Annotated in this window: 8 protein-coding genes and 1 pseudogene; all 9 read left to right on the top strand. The window is 45.6% G+C overall.

The features are described 5' to 3' along the window. Positions 1–75: 75 nt before the first annotated feature. On the top strand, positions 76–1,341 hold the full coding sequence (locus DWX33_RS00845; protein WP_121961039.1) for a DEAD/DEAH box helicase: 1,266 nt from the start codon (positions 76–78) through the stop codon (positions 1,339–1,341). A 273-nt stretch (positions 1,342–1,614) separates the two neighbouring features. Then, positions 1,615–2,217 (top strand): RNA polymerase sigma-70 factor, encoded by a 603-nt coding sequence (locus DWX33_RS00840; RefSeq protein ID WP_122379678.1) that lies wholly within the window; start codon positions 1,615–1,617, stop codon positions 2,215–2,217. Positions 2,218–2,298: 81 nt separating this feature from the next. Continuing rightward, positions 2,299–3,321 (top strand): FecR family protein, encoded by a 1,023-nt coding sequence (locus DWX33_RS00835; protein ID WP_008778340.1) that lies wholly within the window; start codon positions 2,299–2,301, stop codon positions 3,319–3,321. 77 nt (positions 3,322–3,398) lie between these two features. Then, positions 3,399–6,701: a SusC/RagA family TonB-linked outer membrane protein gene (locus DWX33_RS00830; RefSeq protein WP_122379677.1), complete on the top strand. Its 3,303-nt coding sequence runs from the start codon at positions 3,399–3,401 to the stop codon at positions 6,699–6,701. Positions 6,702–6,715: 14 nt separating this feature from the next. Further along, positions 6,716–8,407 (top strand): RagB/SusD family nutrient uptake outer membrane protein, encoded by a 1,692-nt coding sequence (locus DWX33_RS00825; RefSeq protein ID WP_122379676.1) that lies wholly within the window; start codon positions 6,716–6,718, stop codon positions 8,405–8,407. A 6-nt stretch (positions 8,408–8,413) separates the two neighbouring features. Continuing rightward, a pseudogene (locus DWX33_RS00820) lies at positions 8,414–9,940 on the top strand (arylsulfatase). Between the two features lie 100 nt (positions 9,941–10,040). Next, positions 10,041–11,441, top strand: a complete 1,401-nt coding sequence (locus DWX33_RS00815) for a Gfo/Idh/MocA family protein (protein WP_122369440.1) — start codon at positions 10,041–10,043, stop codon at positions 11,439–11,441. Positions 11,442–11,586: 145 nt separating this feature from the next. Continuing rightward, a complete protein-coding gene (locus DWX33_RS00810; protein ID WP_005856828.1) occupies positions 11,587–12,843 on the top strand; it encodes a Gfo/Idh/MocA family oxidoreductase in 1,257 nt (418 codons plus the stop codon). A 12-nt stretch (positions 12,844–12,855) separates the two neighbouring features. Continuing rightward, the gene (locus tag DWX33_RS00805; RefSeq protein ID WP_122379675.1) at positions 12,856–16,323 is read left to right on the top strand and encodes a DUF1080 domain-containing protein; all 3,468 of its coding nucleotides are present in this window, start codon (positions 12,856–12,858) and stop codon (positions 16,321–16,323) included. The last annotated feature ends 8 nt before the right edge of the window (positions 16,324–16,331 follow it).

The following is a 16,331-nucleotide window of genomic DNA, read 5'->3' as shown; positions in this document are numbered from 1 at the left end:
TTTATATCATAAAGTTTTACTACCTTTGCCCGCATTATTTACATAACGAGCCGTGATGGCTCACCCTATTTTAGAATGACATTTGAAGATTTAGATTTGATAGAGCCGATATGTAAGGCTCTCGTGCAAGAAGGTTATACGACTCCAACACCTATACAATCAGAAGCGATTCCCATCGTTTCGCAAGGTTATGATTTATTGGGTTGCGCCCAGACAGGAACCGGTAAGACGGCGGCGTTCTCCATCCCGATTATCCAGCGGTTATATCTCCAGAAGAAGAAAGGTTACAAACGGGGTATCAAGGCATTGATCCTTACGCCTACCCGTGAGCTTGCCATCCAGATCGGAGAGAGCTTTGCCGCTTACGGCCGTTTCGCCGGATTACGCCATACGGTGATATTCGGCGGGGTGGGACAGAAGCCCCAGACGGAAGCCTTGGAAAGAGGCATCGATATATTAATCGCTACGCCGGGACGTCTGCTGGACTTGATCGGACAAGGATTCATCCACTTGGATACCTTGGAGTATTTCGTCTTAGACGAGGCGGACCGTATGTTGGACATGGGCTTTATCCATGACATCAAGCGTATTTTACCGCTATTGCCCAAGAAACGCCAGTCCTTGTTCTTCTCCGCTACCATGCCCCCTGAGATCGAGCGCTTGGCAGGTACGATCTTGAGCGAGCCGCAAAAGGTGGAAGTAACCCCGGTCTCATCGACCGTGGATGCGATCGACCAATCCGTTTATTTCGTCGAGAAGGCCGAGAAGATCAACTTGCTGAAAAGCTTGTTGGAGAACCCGGAACTGGAATCCGTATTGATCTTTACCCGTACGAAACACGGGGCGGACAAGGTGGCCCGTGTCTTGTCGAAAGCGGAGATAGGGGCGGAGGCGATCCATGGCAACAAGAGCCAGACCGCTCGCCAGCGTGCCTTGACGAATTTCAAGGATCATACGACCCGTGTGCTGATCGCTACGGATATCGCCGCCCGTGGAATCGACGTGGATCATCTGACGCACGTCATTAACTATGAGCTTCCTAACGTACCCGAGACTTATGTACATCGGATCGGGCGTACGGGTCGTGCGGGCCGTGAAGGTGTGGCTTTCTCTTTCTGCGACGCCGAGGAGGTACCTTTGTTGAAAGATATCCAGAAACTGATCGGCAAGGAAGTCCCCGTAGCTGGTGGCCATATGTATGAGACCAAGGAGGTGAAAGCCGCCGTAGCCGAGAAGAAAGAAGCGATCAAGCAAGAGTCGAAACGCCGTAATATGTTCGGAAGCAAACGTGACGGCAGTTACTGGCGTAACAAGAAGCGTGCCGCCAATTCCTCTAAGTAATCTAAGTTATTGTATTGCAATGACGTATAGTGCCAGTCCTTTCCATAGCATTGGCACAGTCGTGCCACGCTGCTGGCATAGCCGTGCCACAACGATGGCAAGGGCGTGCCATAAGGGTGGCACAGCTATGCCACCCGGTTCGTCACCTAAGTATCCAAACAGTCCGCTTTAGCGAGCTGTTTGGCGCTATTACCCTATACTTTCTTTTAAAATGAGGTAATCTCTGGAATATTTCATTATTTTTGTGATTCAATTGTGAGTGAAACTTAAGGGTTGACGTTTGTGCTGATTGTAAAGGAGGACATAATATCTCGGATCAATAATGGCGATGCCAAAGCATTTGAACAATTATATACGACCTTCTACGTGTACTTGTGCGCCGTAGCGACTAAATATGTCTATAATTCGGAGGCGGCACGTGAGATCGTTAATGATGTTTTTATGAATGTATGGAATCACCATTCGGCGTTAATACATCCGGTAAACGCTTATTTAATTCGCTCGGTACGTAATTATTGCCTGAATTATTTAAGAGATAAACGCCAGCAAGAAGTCCCTTTATCAGATGTACAAGAAAACTTATTGTCGATACAAGAGTTGCAGATAGACGCCGATCCCCATCCGTTGGCTTATCTGGAGAATAAGGAATTCGAGGAGAAAATCTATCGTGCCGTGGATTCCTTGCCCGCTAAATGCCGGGATATCTTCGTGCAATATCTTTACCATAACAAGACCTATGAGGAAATAGCGATAATAAATCATATCAGTTCCAGTACGGTACGAGTACAGATCAAGATCGGTTTGGCGAAGTTGCGTGAACTTTTAGGTGATCTTTACCCTCTTTTCTTACTTATATTTAATTTTTTCGAAAAATAATTGGAATCTCCTTAAACGGAATCTCTAAAACATGTGTATATAATAGAAACCGGATTGAAAACCGGCTCCTTTGTTAATATCATGGAAATAGAGAATAAACACATAGAAGATTTAATTTATAGCTACCTCATGGGAGATATATCCGAGGAGGGGCGAAATGAATTACTACAATGGTTGGAAACGGATGACGCTCATAAACAACGCCTTTCCGAGATGGCGGATTGTTGGGCGACGGCGCATGTACCTTTGTTTGCCTCTGATATGAAAGCCGATTTCCAAAAACATTTCGGGGCACTTATCGATCCCGCTATTCCTTCTGAAAAGAATCATTGGCTAAATTTTCGGTTTTTAGGAAAAGTTGCCGCCTCGGTCTTGATCGTGGTATCGGTGGGGACTGCCTCTTATTATATAGGTACGAGACATAATCAGCCGAAATCTGCCGCCTTGGCTTATTTTGAGACGACAACTCCTATGGGAGCCCAAACGAAAGTCGTTTTGCCGGATCAATCCGTGGTTTGGGTCAACGCGGGTTCCACGTTGAGATATGGCAGTGATTTCAATACGAACGGACGTAGCGTACAATTGGATGGTGAGGCTTACTTCGAGATTACCCGGGATTCCCTTAAGCCTTTTATCGTAAAATCAAAGAGATTGGATATCAAGGTTCTAGGAACTAGCTTTAACGTAAAGGCTTACGGAATGGATGAAACGACCGATGTCACTCTGGTGTCGGGAAAAGTAAACGTGAGCTTGCGGGATGAGGTTGCCCATGCGGGCGATGTGACCTTGACTCCAAACCGGAAACTAAGCTTTAATAAGCAGACCAATAAGGTAAGAGTCAGTGAGGTGGATGCCAAGGATGCTCTCTCTTGGATGGACGGTAGCCTGAAATTCTCCGAACAACCTTTCATGAGTATCGCCAAGGATTTGGAACGTAAGTTCAACGTGCGTATCCGCGTCGAGAGCGATCCTTTGAGAAAGGAAATCTTCTCCGGCAGCTTTACGAAAGATTATTCGTTGGATAAGATCCTTCGTGAGGTGGACGTGGATCATAAATATGTGTGGACTCGTTCGGGAGATGAGATTATTATAAAAGATAAATAAAAATACAAACCTTAATCCTAAGGTGTAAGTGTGGAAAATAGTATAAACGAGAAAATTATTTATTAAATCTAACTTTAATGGAAATGAACTATTTCAAGAAGACCGGTAAGATGATGGTAGCCGCATGTATGCTTGCGGGACTGCCGTTTATTCCCGGTACGGTTTCAGCGTCCGAACTTCAGACACAAATGATGTCTGTTCAAATGGAAAGTACGACATTAAAAGAACTTTTCGATTTGATCGAGGAAAAATTCAATTACACGTTCCTTATCCGTAACAATGACATCAATCTGAATGAGCGTATCTCAATCGACATGTCGAACCGTTCGGTCGAGGAGATTTTGACGACGGCGCTGAAAAATCAGCATGCTGATTTTGTTGTAAACAACAATAGGATTGTTGTTTACAAGTCATCTTCTAATCCAAATGAATTGAGAAACACGGAGAGAATGGTGGCGCAGCAGACGATTACGATTTCAGGTACCATTGTTGACGCGGTGACGGGTGAGCCGGTAATCGGCGCGAACGTGCTTGTGAAAGGCACTACGAACGGTACCAGTACCGATTTCGATGGAAAGTTTAGTTTGGAAGCTCCGGCCGGAGCTACTTTAGTCGTTTCTTACATCGGTTATGTGAACCACGAGGTTAAGGCGACTAGCGCTCCGATGACTATCCGTATCAAGGAAGACACTCAGAACCTTGAGGAGGTGGTTGTTGTTGGTTACGGTGTGCAAAAAAAGGAAAGCTTGACGGGTGCCATGCAGGTGGTGAGCAACGAGAAATTGTTGGATGCCACTAGCCCTACGGTCGAGAACTTATTGTCTGGTAAGGCTCCGGGCGTACAGGTTACTTCGGGTGGTGGTCAGCCGGGCGCTGCCGGTAAGGTGGTGATCCGTGGTAAGTCTACGGTAAACGGTAGCACGGACCCTCTTTGGATCGTGGATGGCGTAATCGTAGGTACGGATGCGGGTAGCTTGAACCCGGCTGATATCGAGTCTATGTCTATCTTGAAGGATGCCGCTTCAACCGCTATCTATGGTTCTCAAGGAGCGAACGGTGTTATCGTGGTGACTACGAAGAAAGGTAAGATCGGAAAAGCTACGATCAACGCTTCCGTAAAGATGGGTGTGAACCAGTTGCACCGTGGAAACATGAATATGATGAACGGCGAGGAATTATATGATTATTATAAATCTTTCGCTAATCAAGACGCCCTTCCGAGTTATTTTACGGAGGATTTGCGTAACCGTAACTTCGACTGGTGGAAAGAGGGTACGCATCTGGGCTTCGCTCAAGATTACAATGTTTCTGTTTCCGGAGGTTCCGAGAAGATCAAGACTTATACTTCCGTTGGCTACTACGATGAGGATGGTGCCGTGAAAGGATATGACTACAAGCGTTATAACTTACGTTTCAATGTGGATTACCAAGCGACGGATTGGTTGACTATCAAACCTAAAGTATGGGCTACCCGTAGCGACGTGATGGACCAGCAACAAGATCTAGGCGCTATCATGTACGTTAACTTTCCTTGGGACTCTCCTTATGACGAGAATGGTGATCTGATCCAGCAATACAGACCTACTACTTGGATCAATAGCGACGCTACCAACTACTTGTATGATCTACAATGGAATTATGAGAAGAAGACTTCCTACGAGTTTATGGGTAACTTTGACTTTGATATCAAGTTTACCGATTGGTTGACTTTCGCATCCGTAAATAACTATAAATATAATAGTATCCTTTTTAAGAGCTATCAGGATCCCCGTTCTAAAAAGGGAGAGGCTGATAATGGATTATTGCAAGATAAGACCACCGCTTCTTATAGGGTATATAGCAACCAGTTGCTTCGTTTTAATAAGGTATTCGACAAGCACTCTATCAATGCGATCCTAGCTTACGAGTGGAATACTTTCACGCAGGAGATTAAAGACCAGACAGCGGCTAGTTTCGCTCCGGGCTTCTCTGTGGCCGATGTCGCTACTACTCCTAAGACGATAAAGGGAGAGCAAAAGGAATGGGCTGTACAATCTTATTTGTTCAATGCCAACTATGCGTATGATAATCGTTATTTGTTGTCTTTCTCATTCCGTCGGGATGGTGCCTCTAACTTTGGTACGGACGCTAAATATGGTAATTTCTTCTCCGTCAGCGGTGGTTGGAATATCCATCAGGAGGAATTCTTCAAGGCTAAGGATTGGGTACAACAGTTGAAGTTACGTGCAAGTTATGGTTCCGTAGGTAACCGTCCGACCGAATTATATTCTCAATATACGGTGTACGCCATGTCTACGGGATATAATGGTGATCCGGGTGCGGTGATCGAACAGAAGGAAAACAAGAACCTGACTTGGGAGAAGACTTATACGGCAGGTGTAGGTATCGACGCTATCTTGTTTGATCGTTTGACTATCAACTTGGATTATTATAATAAGAAAACAACTGATTTGCTTTACAAAGTGCCTCTGCCTGGTGTAACGGGTATTGTTGGTATCTATCGTAATGTGGGTGCCGTCAAGAATAATGGTTTCGAGGTCTCGATGAACGTGGACATCTTGAAAGGGGGCGATTGGAGTTGGAGCGTCGCAGCTAACTTAGGTCTGAACCGTAATAAGATCACTGAGTTATATGGTGGCAAGAGCGAGATCATCACTTCTAACGCCGGTTCAAGTTATGCCATTTCGATGGATAAGATATTGACTCCGGGACAAGACGTGGATACTTGGTATGGTACCGAATGGGCAGGCGTAGATCCGGAGACAGGTTCTCCGTTATGGTATACCACGAATGAGAATGGGGAACGTGTAACGACCTCGAATTATAGCGATGCCTCTAAGCACCAGACTATAATAGGTAAGTTAAGCCCCGATTTCTACGGAGGTTTCTCAACCGACGTATCTTGGAAAAATATTGATCTCTCCGCTGTCTTTGGTTATTCCGTAGGAGGTGATATTTACAACTATGACCGATCGATGTATGATAGTGACGGCGCTTACGTAAATTATAACCAGATGAATCTGAAAGAGGGTTGGAATCGTTGGGAAAAACCGGGCGATATCGCTACCCATCCCAAGGCGGAATATGGCAATAAGAGTCAATCCAGCAAGGGATCTTCCCGTTATCTGGAGGACGCTAGCTACTTACGCTTACGCAGCTTGACGTTAGGCTATACATTACCTTGGAAGATTCAGTATGTAGATAATATCCGTCTTTCTTTCTCGGGTGAGAACTTGTTTGTCCTTTCCGGTTTCTCCGGAGTTGACCCGGAACTTCCGGCTGAGGTTGGCAATAAATACAAGGCAGGCTCGGTTGGTGTGGCGATCTCTCCGTACCCACAAGCTCGTAAATTCATGTTTGGTCTAAATGTTACATTTTAATTAAAGGAATCATAATGAAAAAAATCGCTATAGTGGCTCTTGCGGCAGCGGCCACGTTCATAACAAGCTGTGATATCGAACGTCTACCTTACGATAAGTACACGGAAGACAAGATCATGGAGGACAAAGATGCCGCGGTGGATGTTTTGCTAAACGGTTGTTACGCAAAACTGAAAAAGGCATCCGAACACTTGCATTATTGTGGTGAGTTCCCGGGGGATAACGTTTGTAAGGATAAACCGACAACCAATCCGTTCGGTACTTATTTTACCTATCAGCATACGGTAAATAATGGTGGTCTTACTACGGTTTGGAACAGTGCCTATAATATCATCTCACAGACTAGTTCTTTGATGAAGATGATTAATGAGGGCGAGTCTGCTGAGTTGGATCAGAAGTTGGGCGAGGCTTATTATATGCGCGGCATGATGTACTTCTATCTTTGCCGTGTGTTTGGCCGTCCTTATTATCAGGAACCGGAGAAGAATCTGGGCTTGCCGATCGTAAACGGTATGCCTGAGGATATGGATAATCTGGATCTTCCGGATCGTTCGTCCGTGAAGGATACGTATGATCAAGCTCTGTCTGACTTGAAAAAGGCGGAAGAGCTGATGACAACGTTTAAATCTACCGCTTATGCCTCAAAATATGCGGCTCAAGCTTTATTGGCGAAGGTCTATATGTATATGAGTGGCACGTTTGAGAATCCGAATAAGGAATATGCCCAATTATCTTATGATTATGCGAATACGGTAATCGAGAGTGGCCAGTTCTCTATGTTGGACCGTGCTAACTTTATGCGTTATAATGAGTTCGCTCCGGATGCCGCTTCACAGACAGAGACTATTTTCGCCGTGAAGTTTATAGCCTCAGACTGGGAAGATTGGGGTGATCCGCTAGGAAGTATGTACGCTGAGATCGATGGTCAAGGCTGGGGTGAGGTTTACGCCAGCGCTAAGTATATGGATTTGTTGCATGAGACAGGAAAAGGAACCGATGCACGTGAGGCGTTTATCCATCCGCAATATAAGGAAGACGCCAATGGAAATCAGATCCCCGCTTTCCGTTTTGTAGCTAACTTATATACGGACGGCAAGATTTCCGGTTACGTATATCGTCAAGGTGAGACCAAGGAAGTAGGAGGTAAGTTAATCGCTACGGTAGATGGTGAAGAATATACATTAACTCCGGTAGATGTGGACAATAAGCGTTATTCTATTAGCTATAAGGGAGAAACGTATGAGGGAGATTATGACTACTTTATGTTGGAAAGTCAAGGTAACCCGAAATTCTATAGCTATAAGTGCTCTAAGCAAGATGGCTATCCTCACCTTTATTCTCCGGTTATCTCTCGCTTAGGTGAGTTATACCTGATTCGCGCCGAGGCTAGCGCTAAATTAGGAAACTATACAAAAGCATTAGCCGATTTGAATACCGTTCGTACCCGTTCCTTACCTAACGCCGGATATAAATCTTTGGATGCGACAAACGCTCATGAGCTTATCATGAAAGAACGTCAGTTGGAATTAGCTTATGAGGCTGACCGTGGTTTTGATGTATATCGTGTAGGCGATGCGATGAAACGTCATTACCCGGGATTCCATGACGGCGTGCCTGAATATCCTGCTACCAGCCCGTTGGCTATCCAGTATATTCCGCAGTCTGAGATTAACGCTTATCCGGGTACATTAACTCAGAATCCGTAATAAGCGATGAATAAGTATTGTATAATGAGTGTGTTGGCAGGGTTTTCCTTGCCAACAACTTTAATAGCTCAATCAGCTCCCCGGCAACCTAACGTGGTGATCATCGTAGCTGATGATCTCGGGTATGGTGATCTAAGCTGTTACGGGGCTCATCGCATACAGACTCCGGGAATGGATCGTATCGCAAATGAAGGCATACGCTTTACGCAAGGTTATTGTACGGCGGCTACTTCTACCCCCAGCCGGTATTCCTTGCTTACCGGATTATATCCTTGGACAAATAGGGAAGCCAAAATACTTCCCGGCAATGCGGCTCTGATTATCAATACTCAACAGGTTACCTTGCCGAAGGTGATGAAGCAAGCGGGCTATGTCACCGGCTCGGTCGGCAAATGGCATCTGGGATTAGGTGACGGGGCGGTAGACTGGAACAAGCTGGTTTATCCCGGAGCGAAAGAGATCGGTTACGACTATTCTTTTATCCAAGCTGCTACCAATGACCGGGTTCCCTGTATCTTTATCGAGAATGGGAGAGGTGTAAACCTCGATCCGAACGATCCTCTCTATGTCAGTTATAAGGAGAATTTCCCCGGGGAACCGACTGGGAGGGATAATCCTGAATTACTGAGAATGCTCCCGAGTGTCGGGCATGCCGGCGCTATCGTAAACGGTGTACCTCGAATTGGTTTCCAGAAAGGAGGCAAAACCGCCCAATGGAAAGATGAGGATATGGCAGAGTTGTTCCTTGAGAAGGCGAAAGGTTTTATGAAAGAGAATAAGGATAAACCTTTCTTCCTGTACTATGGCTTGCATCAACCGCATGTACCTCGTGTACCGAACGAGAGATTTGCGGGTAAGTCGGGGATGGGACCTCGTGGAGATGTTATCTTGGAAGCGGATTGGTGCGTGACCGAATTCTTGAAGGAAATGGATAAGTTGGGGCTAACGGAAAATACATTAGTTATTTTCACTAGCGATAATGGACCGGTTCTGGATGACGGTTATCAAGATCAAGCCGTGGAATTGGTTGGGGATCATAAGATGGCCGGACCGCTTCGTGGAGGAAAGACGAGCTTGTATGATGGTGGGACCTGTATCCCGTTCATGCTTCGTTGGCCTGCGTAAGTTAAGCCGGGCGTTGTGTCGGATGCCTTGGTTTGCCAGATGGATTTGTTAGCCTCGCTGTCGGCGTTGATCGGACAGACCTATTCTGATAAGGTAGATAGCCAAAACACCTTGCCTGTCTTTCTAGGAAAAGGTGGTAATGGGCGAAAGGAACTTGTCTTGGAAGGTTATTTCAATTATGCGCTACGTGATGGTGATTGGGTCATGATCCCACCGTATCCGGATACCTATGGCGACGCGGAGGAGGCTGCCTTTGCCGGAAATAGTAACTGTTATCAATTATATAATGTAAAGGAAGACATCGGTCAGCAAGTTAATTTGGCGGAAAAAGAACCTAAAAGACTTCGACAGATGATGATGACCTTCGAGAGGCTAAAAAGGGAAACCGGAAAGATAACGAACTTTTAGTCTTGGACTCTTTATTTTTCAAAATACTCAATAACGTTTTGATTGAAAAAATATTTTTTTAATTTTGTATCCTCAAAACACAAACTAATTTATAAAATATATGGAAAACACTCGTCGTTCATTCCTTAAGAAAGTATCTGCCGCTGGTATTGGTGCCGCAGGCTTGGCAATGGCCGGAAACGCCGGAGCTACAACAACTGCCGCTGAACCCCAAAAGAAAAAAACAGCTGGTAAAGATGATGGTAAATTACGTTTCGGTTTCATCGGAACGGGTTCTAGATGCCATGAGCATATTAATAATGTATTGGCGATCCCCGGTAATAAGATCGTAGCGATTTGCGATATCCAACAGGGGCCGATCGATAGAACCTTGAAACATATCGCTAAATTTAATGTGCCCGCTCCGAAGGTTTATAAGGGAGGTGAGCGTGAATTTGAGAAAATGTTGAACAACGAGGAATTTGATTGCGTGATTATCGCTAGTCCTTGGGAATGGCACGTTCCGATGTCTGTCGCCGCTATGAAGGCTGGTGTTCCTTATGTAGGCGTGGAGGTTTCCGCCGCTAATACGATCGAGGAATGTTGGGATTTGGTAAACGTTTCGGAAGCTACCGGAAGCCATTTGAATATCATGGAGAACGTATGTTATCGTCGTGACTGTATGGCTGCGTTGAATATGGTTCGCCAAGGTTTGTTCGGCGAGATATTGCATGGTACTTGTGGTTATGAGCATGACTTGCGTGAGGTGAAATTCAATGATGGAACTCATTACAACTATGTACCGGGCAGTGGTGATCTTCGTATGGGCCCGACGGCTTTCGCCGAGGCTCAATGGCGTACGAACCATTCCGTACATCGTAATGGCGATATCTATCCGACTCACGGTATCGGACCGATAGCAAATTGCATGGATATCAACCGTGGTAACCGCTTCCTTTCTTTATCCGCTATGGCTACTCAATCTCGTGGATTGCATAAGTTTATCGTGGATAATGGAGGTGAGAATCATCCGTTGGCGAAGGTCAACTTCAATTTGGGAGATATCGTGACTTCTATGATTAAGTGTTCTAATGGACAAACGATCATCGTAACCCATGATACGAATTCTCCTCGTCCTTATTCATTAGGTTTCCGTGTTCAAGGAACTGAGGGTTTATGGATGAATGATGGCGATCATGTATATGTACAAGGAAAGTCTAAGCCTCATCGTTGGGATGATTCCGATGAATGGTTCAAGAAATATGATCATAAATTGTGGGCTTCTTTAGAGTCTCAAGCTGCTGAGGCCGGACACGGTGGTATGGACTTTATCATGATGTACGACTTGATCGACGCTATCCGTAATAAAAAACCGGCTCCAATGGATTGCTATGACGCTGCCGCTTGGAGCGCTATCTCCGGCTTGTCAGAGATGTCAATCGCTCGTGGCGGTGCTTTGGTAGACTTCCCGGATTTCACCCGTGGGCAATGGATTCACCGTCAACCGCAATTCGCTTTGTAATAAATTTTCATAAAATACTAGGGAAGGATGTCTTTGTTAAAGGCATCCTTTTCTTTTTTATATACATTTTTCTTGTCTCTTCGAGTATTATGATTATTTTTGTCACTCAAGTTAATCTATTCTATCTAAATTTTAAATTCGTACTATGAAGACAAACAGAAGAGACTTCCTGAAGACTCTTGGAGGAATCGCGGCATTTACGATTGTACCGCGCCACGTGTTGGGTAATGGATTCATCGCTCCAAGTGATCAATTGACAAAAGGAATTATCGGTACAGGTGGTATGGGCCGTGGACATGTGGACTATGCCGGGACTCGTCTTGTCGCCGTGTGTGACGTCGATAAGAATCATCTGGAGCTAGGTAAACAGTTGGTAAAGGATAAGATTGCCGCATACCATGATTTTCGTGATTTGATTTTGGATCCTAATGTAGATATCGTTCATATAGCTACGCCTCCTCACTGGCATGGTATCATGTCTGTCGAGGCCGCTAAAGCAGGAAAAGATATTTGGTGTGAGAAGCCTATGACCCGTACGATCGGGGAGGGTAAACGGGTAATGGAAGCGATGAAGCAATACGGACGTATGTTCCGCTTGAACACTTGGTTCCGTTTCGCAGACCCGTTCTATGGATTGGGTACTCCCGTGAAACCTTTGAAGAAACTGGTTCAAAGTGGTATGTTGGGCTGGCCGCTAAAGGTAACGATCAGCAAGCATACCGGTTTCGACTGGAAGTTCTATTGGGTTGGTAAAGAATATCTGGAACCGCAATCGGTGCCTAGTGAGCTGGATTATGATTTCTGGTTGGGGCCGGCTCCTTACAAACCTTATAACCCGCATCGTGTGCATCAGACATTCCGTGGATACTGGGATTATGACGGAGGTGGTTTAGGGGATATGGGACAGCATTATATTGACCCTGTACAATATTTTTTAGGAAAAGATAATACCAGCCCGGTTAAGGTAGAGGTGGATGCTCCGCAACAACATCCGGACGCCGTGGGTACTTGGCGCTCGATTACGTATACCTATGAGGATGGTTGCCAGATCGTACTTTGGGGAGGTGATTACGGGGATCCGAACACACCTTATATTTCCGGACCGAACGGGAATGTTTATAAGAATTTCGTATGTGATATCCCGGATTGGGAGAAAAAGTTATCCGATTATCCCGAACCTGAGCCACAGGTTACCGACTTTATCGAGTGCGTAAAGACTCGTCAGCCTTTTGCCTTGAATGAGCGTAATGGCTTCCGTTCCGCTACGATCGTGAACATGGGTGCCGTAGCCCTTCGTTTGAATCGTACGCTTCACTTTGATCCCGTAAAACTGGAATTTATTAATGATGAGGCCGCTAATCGTTTGTTGGATCAGCCGATGAGAGCGCCTTGGAATATTTAAACACATACACATATGAAAAAAGTATATATATCAATTGCCAGCTTATTGTTGTGCGGTAGCATGTTAATGGCTCAAAGCCCGGCTAATCGTACATCGAAGACGATCGTTGCCGATGTACTGGCACAGATGCCGGCGGAGCAACAAGCTGAATATAACAAATTAATTAATGACCTAAGCTCCACTGGCGAGGAAGGGGTCTTGATGTTGATTAACAAGATTAACGCTCCGGGAAAAGGCAGTAACTCGAACGTGGATTATGCGTTGAGCGGATTGACTCACTACGTGATGGCGAAAGGTGAGGAAAATGCCCGTCTAGCAACAGCCAACGCATATTTGAAAGCCTTGGATAAGGTGAGCGACCGGGAGACAAAGGCTTTTATTATCCGGCAGCTTCAATTACTGGGAAAAGATGAGTGTGTGGATACGCTGGCTAGCTATTTGAACGATGAGAGCCTAAGCGGTCCTGCTGCCCGTGCGTTATCCGCAATCCGTACCGATAACGCTAAGAAGGTTTTGGTGGCTTCCTTGATGCGTCGTTCCGGTACTCCGAAGACGCAAAAAAATATTATCCGTGCGATCGCTGACGTGCAAATCGCTGATGCGGAAAATGTATTGAAAGTGATGCTTAGTTCCAGCGATGAGAATATGCAGAAAGAGGTTCTTTATGCGTTGAGTCGTGTAGGTTCTAAAGCTTCTCTAGGCGATTTAGCCGCCGCTGCCGAGAAAGCCGGTTATAAAATGGAAAAGACCGGGGCGAATGAGGCGTATATCGCTTTGATAAAACGTGTCCTTGAGCAAGGCGATACCAAAGATGCGGAGAAAGCAGCGAATGATTTATTGAAGAAGTCTACGAAAGCAGGTATGACACAGACCCGTGAGGCCGCTCTTCAGATTCTATTGGCCGCTAAGCCGGAAGCTGCTACGAAGAATTTATTATCGGCTTTGAAAGATACGGATAAGGGATACCGTAATGCGGCTTTGAACTTCGCTTCGGGTTTCGCTGATCAAAATGTTTATATCGAGGTCATGAAACACATGTTAAAGGCGAAGCCGGAAGTCAAGGTGGATATCTTGAACTGGATAGGCCGTGAAAGCAAATGCCCGTCTAAACATGACATGATCAAGAATCTGGAACTTCGTTTTGATCTACCAGCGAGACAAGTTCTTTTGGACCAATTGAAAGATAAGGATTTCTATGTGCAACAGGCCGCTGTTTGGGCTTTGGTTAAAATCGGTGATAAGAGTGTCATTCCTGTGCTGGCGGATTTGTTGAAGAGCAATGACAAGCAAGTGATATTATTGGGTCAAGATGCTTTGATGGCATTTAACGGCGATATTGATCAAGCGGTCGCTAAAGTGATCCCGTCCGCTTCCGATGCCGGGAAAATCGCTGGTTTGGAGCTGTTGGCGATACGTATGGCCGACGCGAATCTAAATACGGTACTGGATCAGATTAAATCCGGCTCATCAGAGGTGAAGAAAGCCGCTTATACCGCATTGAAAGATGTAGTATCCGAGAAAGATTTCACTTTATTGTGCGGAATGTTGGAGACTGCGGAGGCTTCAGCTGTCGCTCCGCTTCAAGATGCGATCATTGCCGCTATCTCTAAACAACCGGCGGCAACTCAAGTATCTAACGTGAATCGCCGTATGATACAAGCGGGAGACAGCAAGAGATATCTTTATTATAAGGTCTTATCAGCGACTGGCGAGAAAGAGGCTTTGGCTACGATCGTGGAAGGATTGAATAAAGGGAATGGAGCGGCCAAGGATGCGGCTCTTGACGCTTTGTTGGCATGGAAGGGTATTGAGGCTGCCGATGAACTATTTAAGGTTTGCCAATCAGCCTCTTCCGATCAAGTATTCGACAGGGCGTTAAAGCGTTATGTGCAGTTGGTATCTAATCCGGCATTTACGAGAGAGAATCGTTTGTTGAGCTTGCGGAAAGTCATGGAGATCGCCCGGACGAGCGAGCAAAAGGCTCTTATTTTACGTCAGATCCAACGGGCGGATACCTTCTTGGCATTGATGTATGCGTCGGAATTCTTGGATTCAAGCGATGCGGCTGTTCGTTCTGCGGCTGTTTATGCGGTTTGGAATATCGCTCGTAACCATCCGGAATATAAGGGTGACAATGTGAAGGCAATCTTGAAACGTGTTTTGACCATGTTCGACGGGGAAGACGCTCGTTATGATATCGATGCCTTGAAGCAACATTTGGATGCGATGCCGGACGAGGTCGGATTTGTCTCTATCTTTAATGGTAAGGATTTAACGGGTTGGAAAGGTTTGGTCGAGAATCCGATCGCCCGCGCCAAAATGAAACCGGCTCAATTGGCGAAAGCGCAGGAGAAGGCAGATGAGAATATGCGTCGTGACTGGAAAGTAGAGAACGGCCTGTTAGTATTTGACGGTACTGGGTACGATAACCTATGTACGGAAAAGCAATATGGTGATTTCGAGATGTATGTGGATTGGATGTTGGATCCGAAAGGCCCTGAGGCTGATGCCGGTATTTATCTGCGTGGTACTCCTCAAGTCCAGATCTGGGATACTTCTCGGGTAAATGTCGGTGCGCAAGTAGGTTCCGGAGGCTTGTATAACAATCAGGTGAACGAGAGCAAGCCTTCGAAAGTGGCCGATAATAAACTAGGTGAATGGAATTCCTTCTATATTAAGATGGTTGGCGACCGTGTGACGGTTGTCTTGAACGGAGAAAAAGTGGTAGATAACGTGATTCTGGAAAACTATTGGGATCGCAAGCTTCCGATTTTCCCGGTAGAGCAAATCGAGATGCAAGCGCATGGTAGCAAGGTTTATTACCGTAATATCTACGTGAAGGAATTAGAGAAACAAGAACCGTTCCAATTGTCTCCTGAAGAGGAAAAAGAGGGTTTCAAGGTTTTGTTTGACGGAACGAATATGCATGAATGGACTGGAAATACGGTTGATTATATCTTGGAAGACGGCTGTATCTCTATGGTTCCAAGCAGTAGCTTCGGAGGTAATCTGTACACCAAGAAGGAATACGGAAACTTTATCTATCGTTTTGATTTCCAGTTAACCCCGGGAGCTAATAACGGTGTCGGTATCCGTACGCCGATGGAAGGAGACGCAGCATATGTAGGTATGGAAGTGCAGGTCTTGGATTGTGAACATCCTATTTACCAAGGAAACATCACTCCGCTGCAACATCATGGTTCCGTATACGGTATCATTCCCGCCCGTGAGGATCATCCGAAAGCGTTCAAGCCGGTTGGAGAATGGAATACGGAAGAGATCATGGCGGATGGCGATCATATCCGTGTGACGGTGAATGGAGTCGTAATCTTGGATGGAAATATTCGGGATGCCGTGAAGAATGGTACGCCGGATGGAAAGGAGCATCCGGGTTTGTTTAACAAAAAAGGTCATATAGGTTTCTTAGGACATGGTTCCCCTGTCAAATTCCGCAATATTCGTATCAAGGAATTGAAATAATTTATATC

Origin of the sequence: Parabacteroides sp. AF19-14, from assembly GCF_003635485.1 — a bacterium.
Lineage (GTDB): Bacteria > Bacteroidota > Bacteroidia > Bacteroidales > Tannerellaceae > Parabacteroides > Parabacteroides distasonis.
The sequence above is the reverse complement of the archived record's forward strand: the minus strand, read 5'-3'. Positions and strand labels throughout refer to the sequence as shown.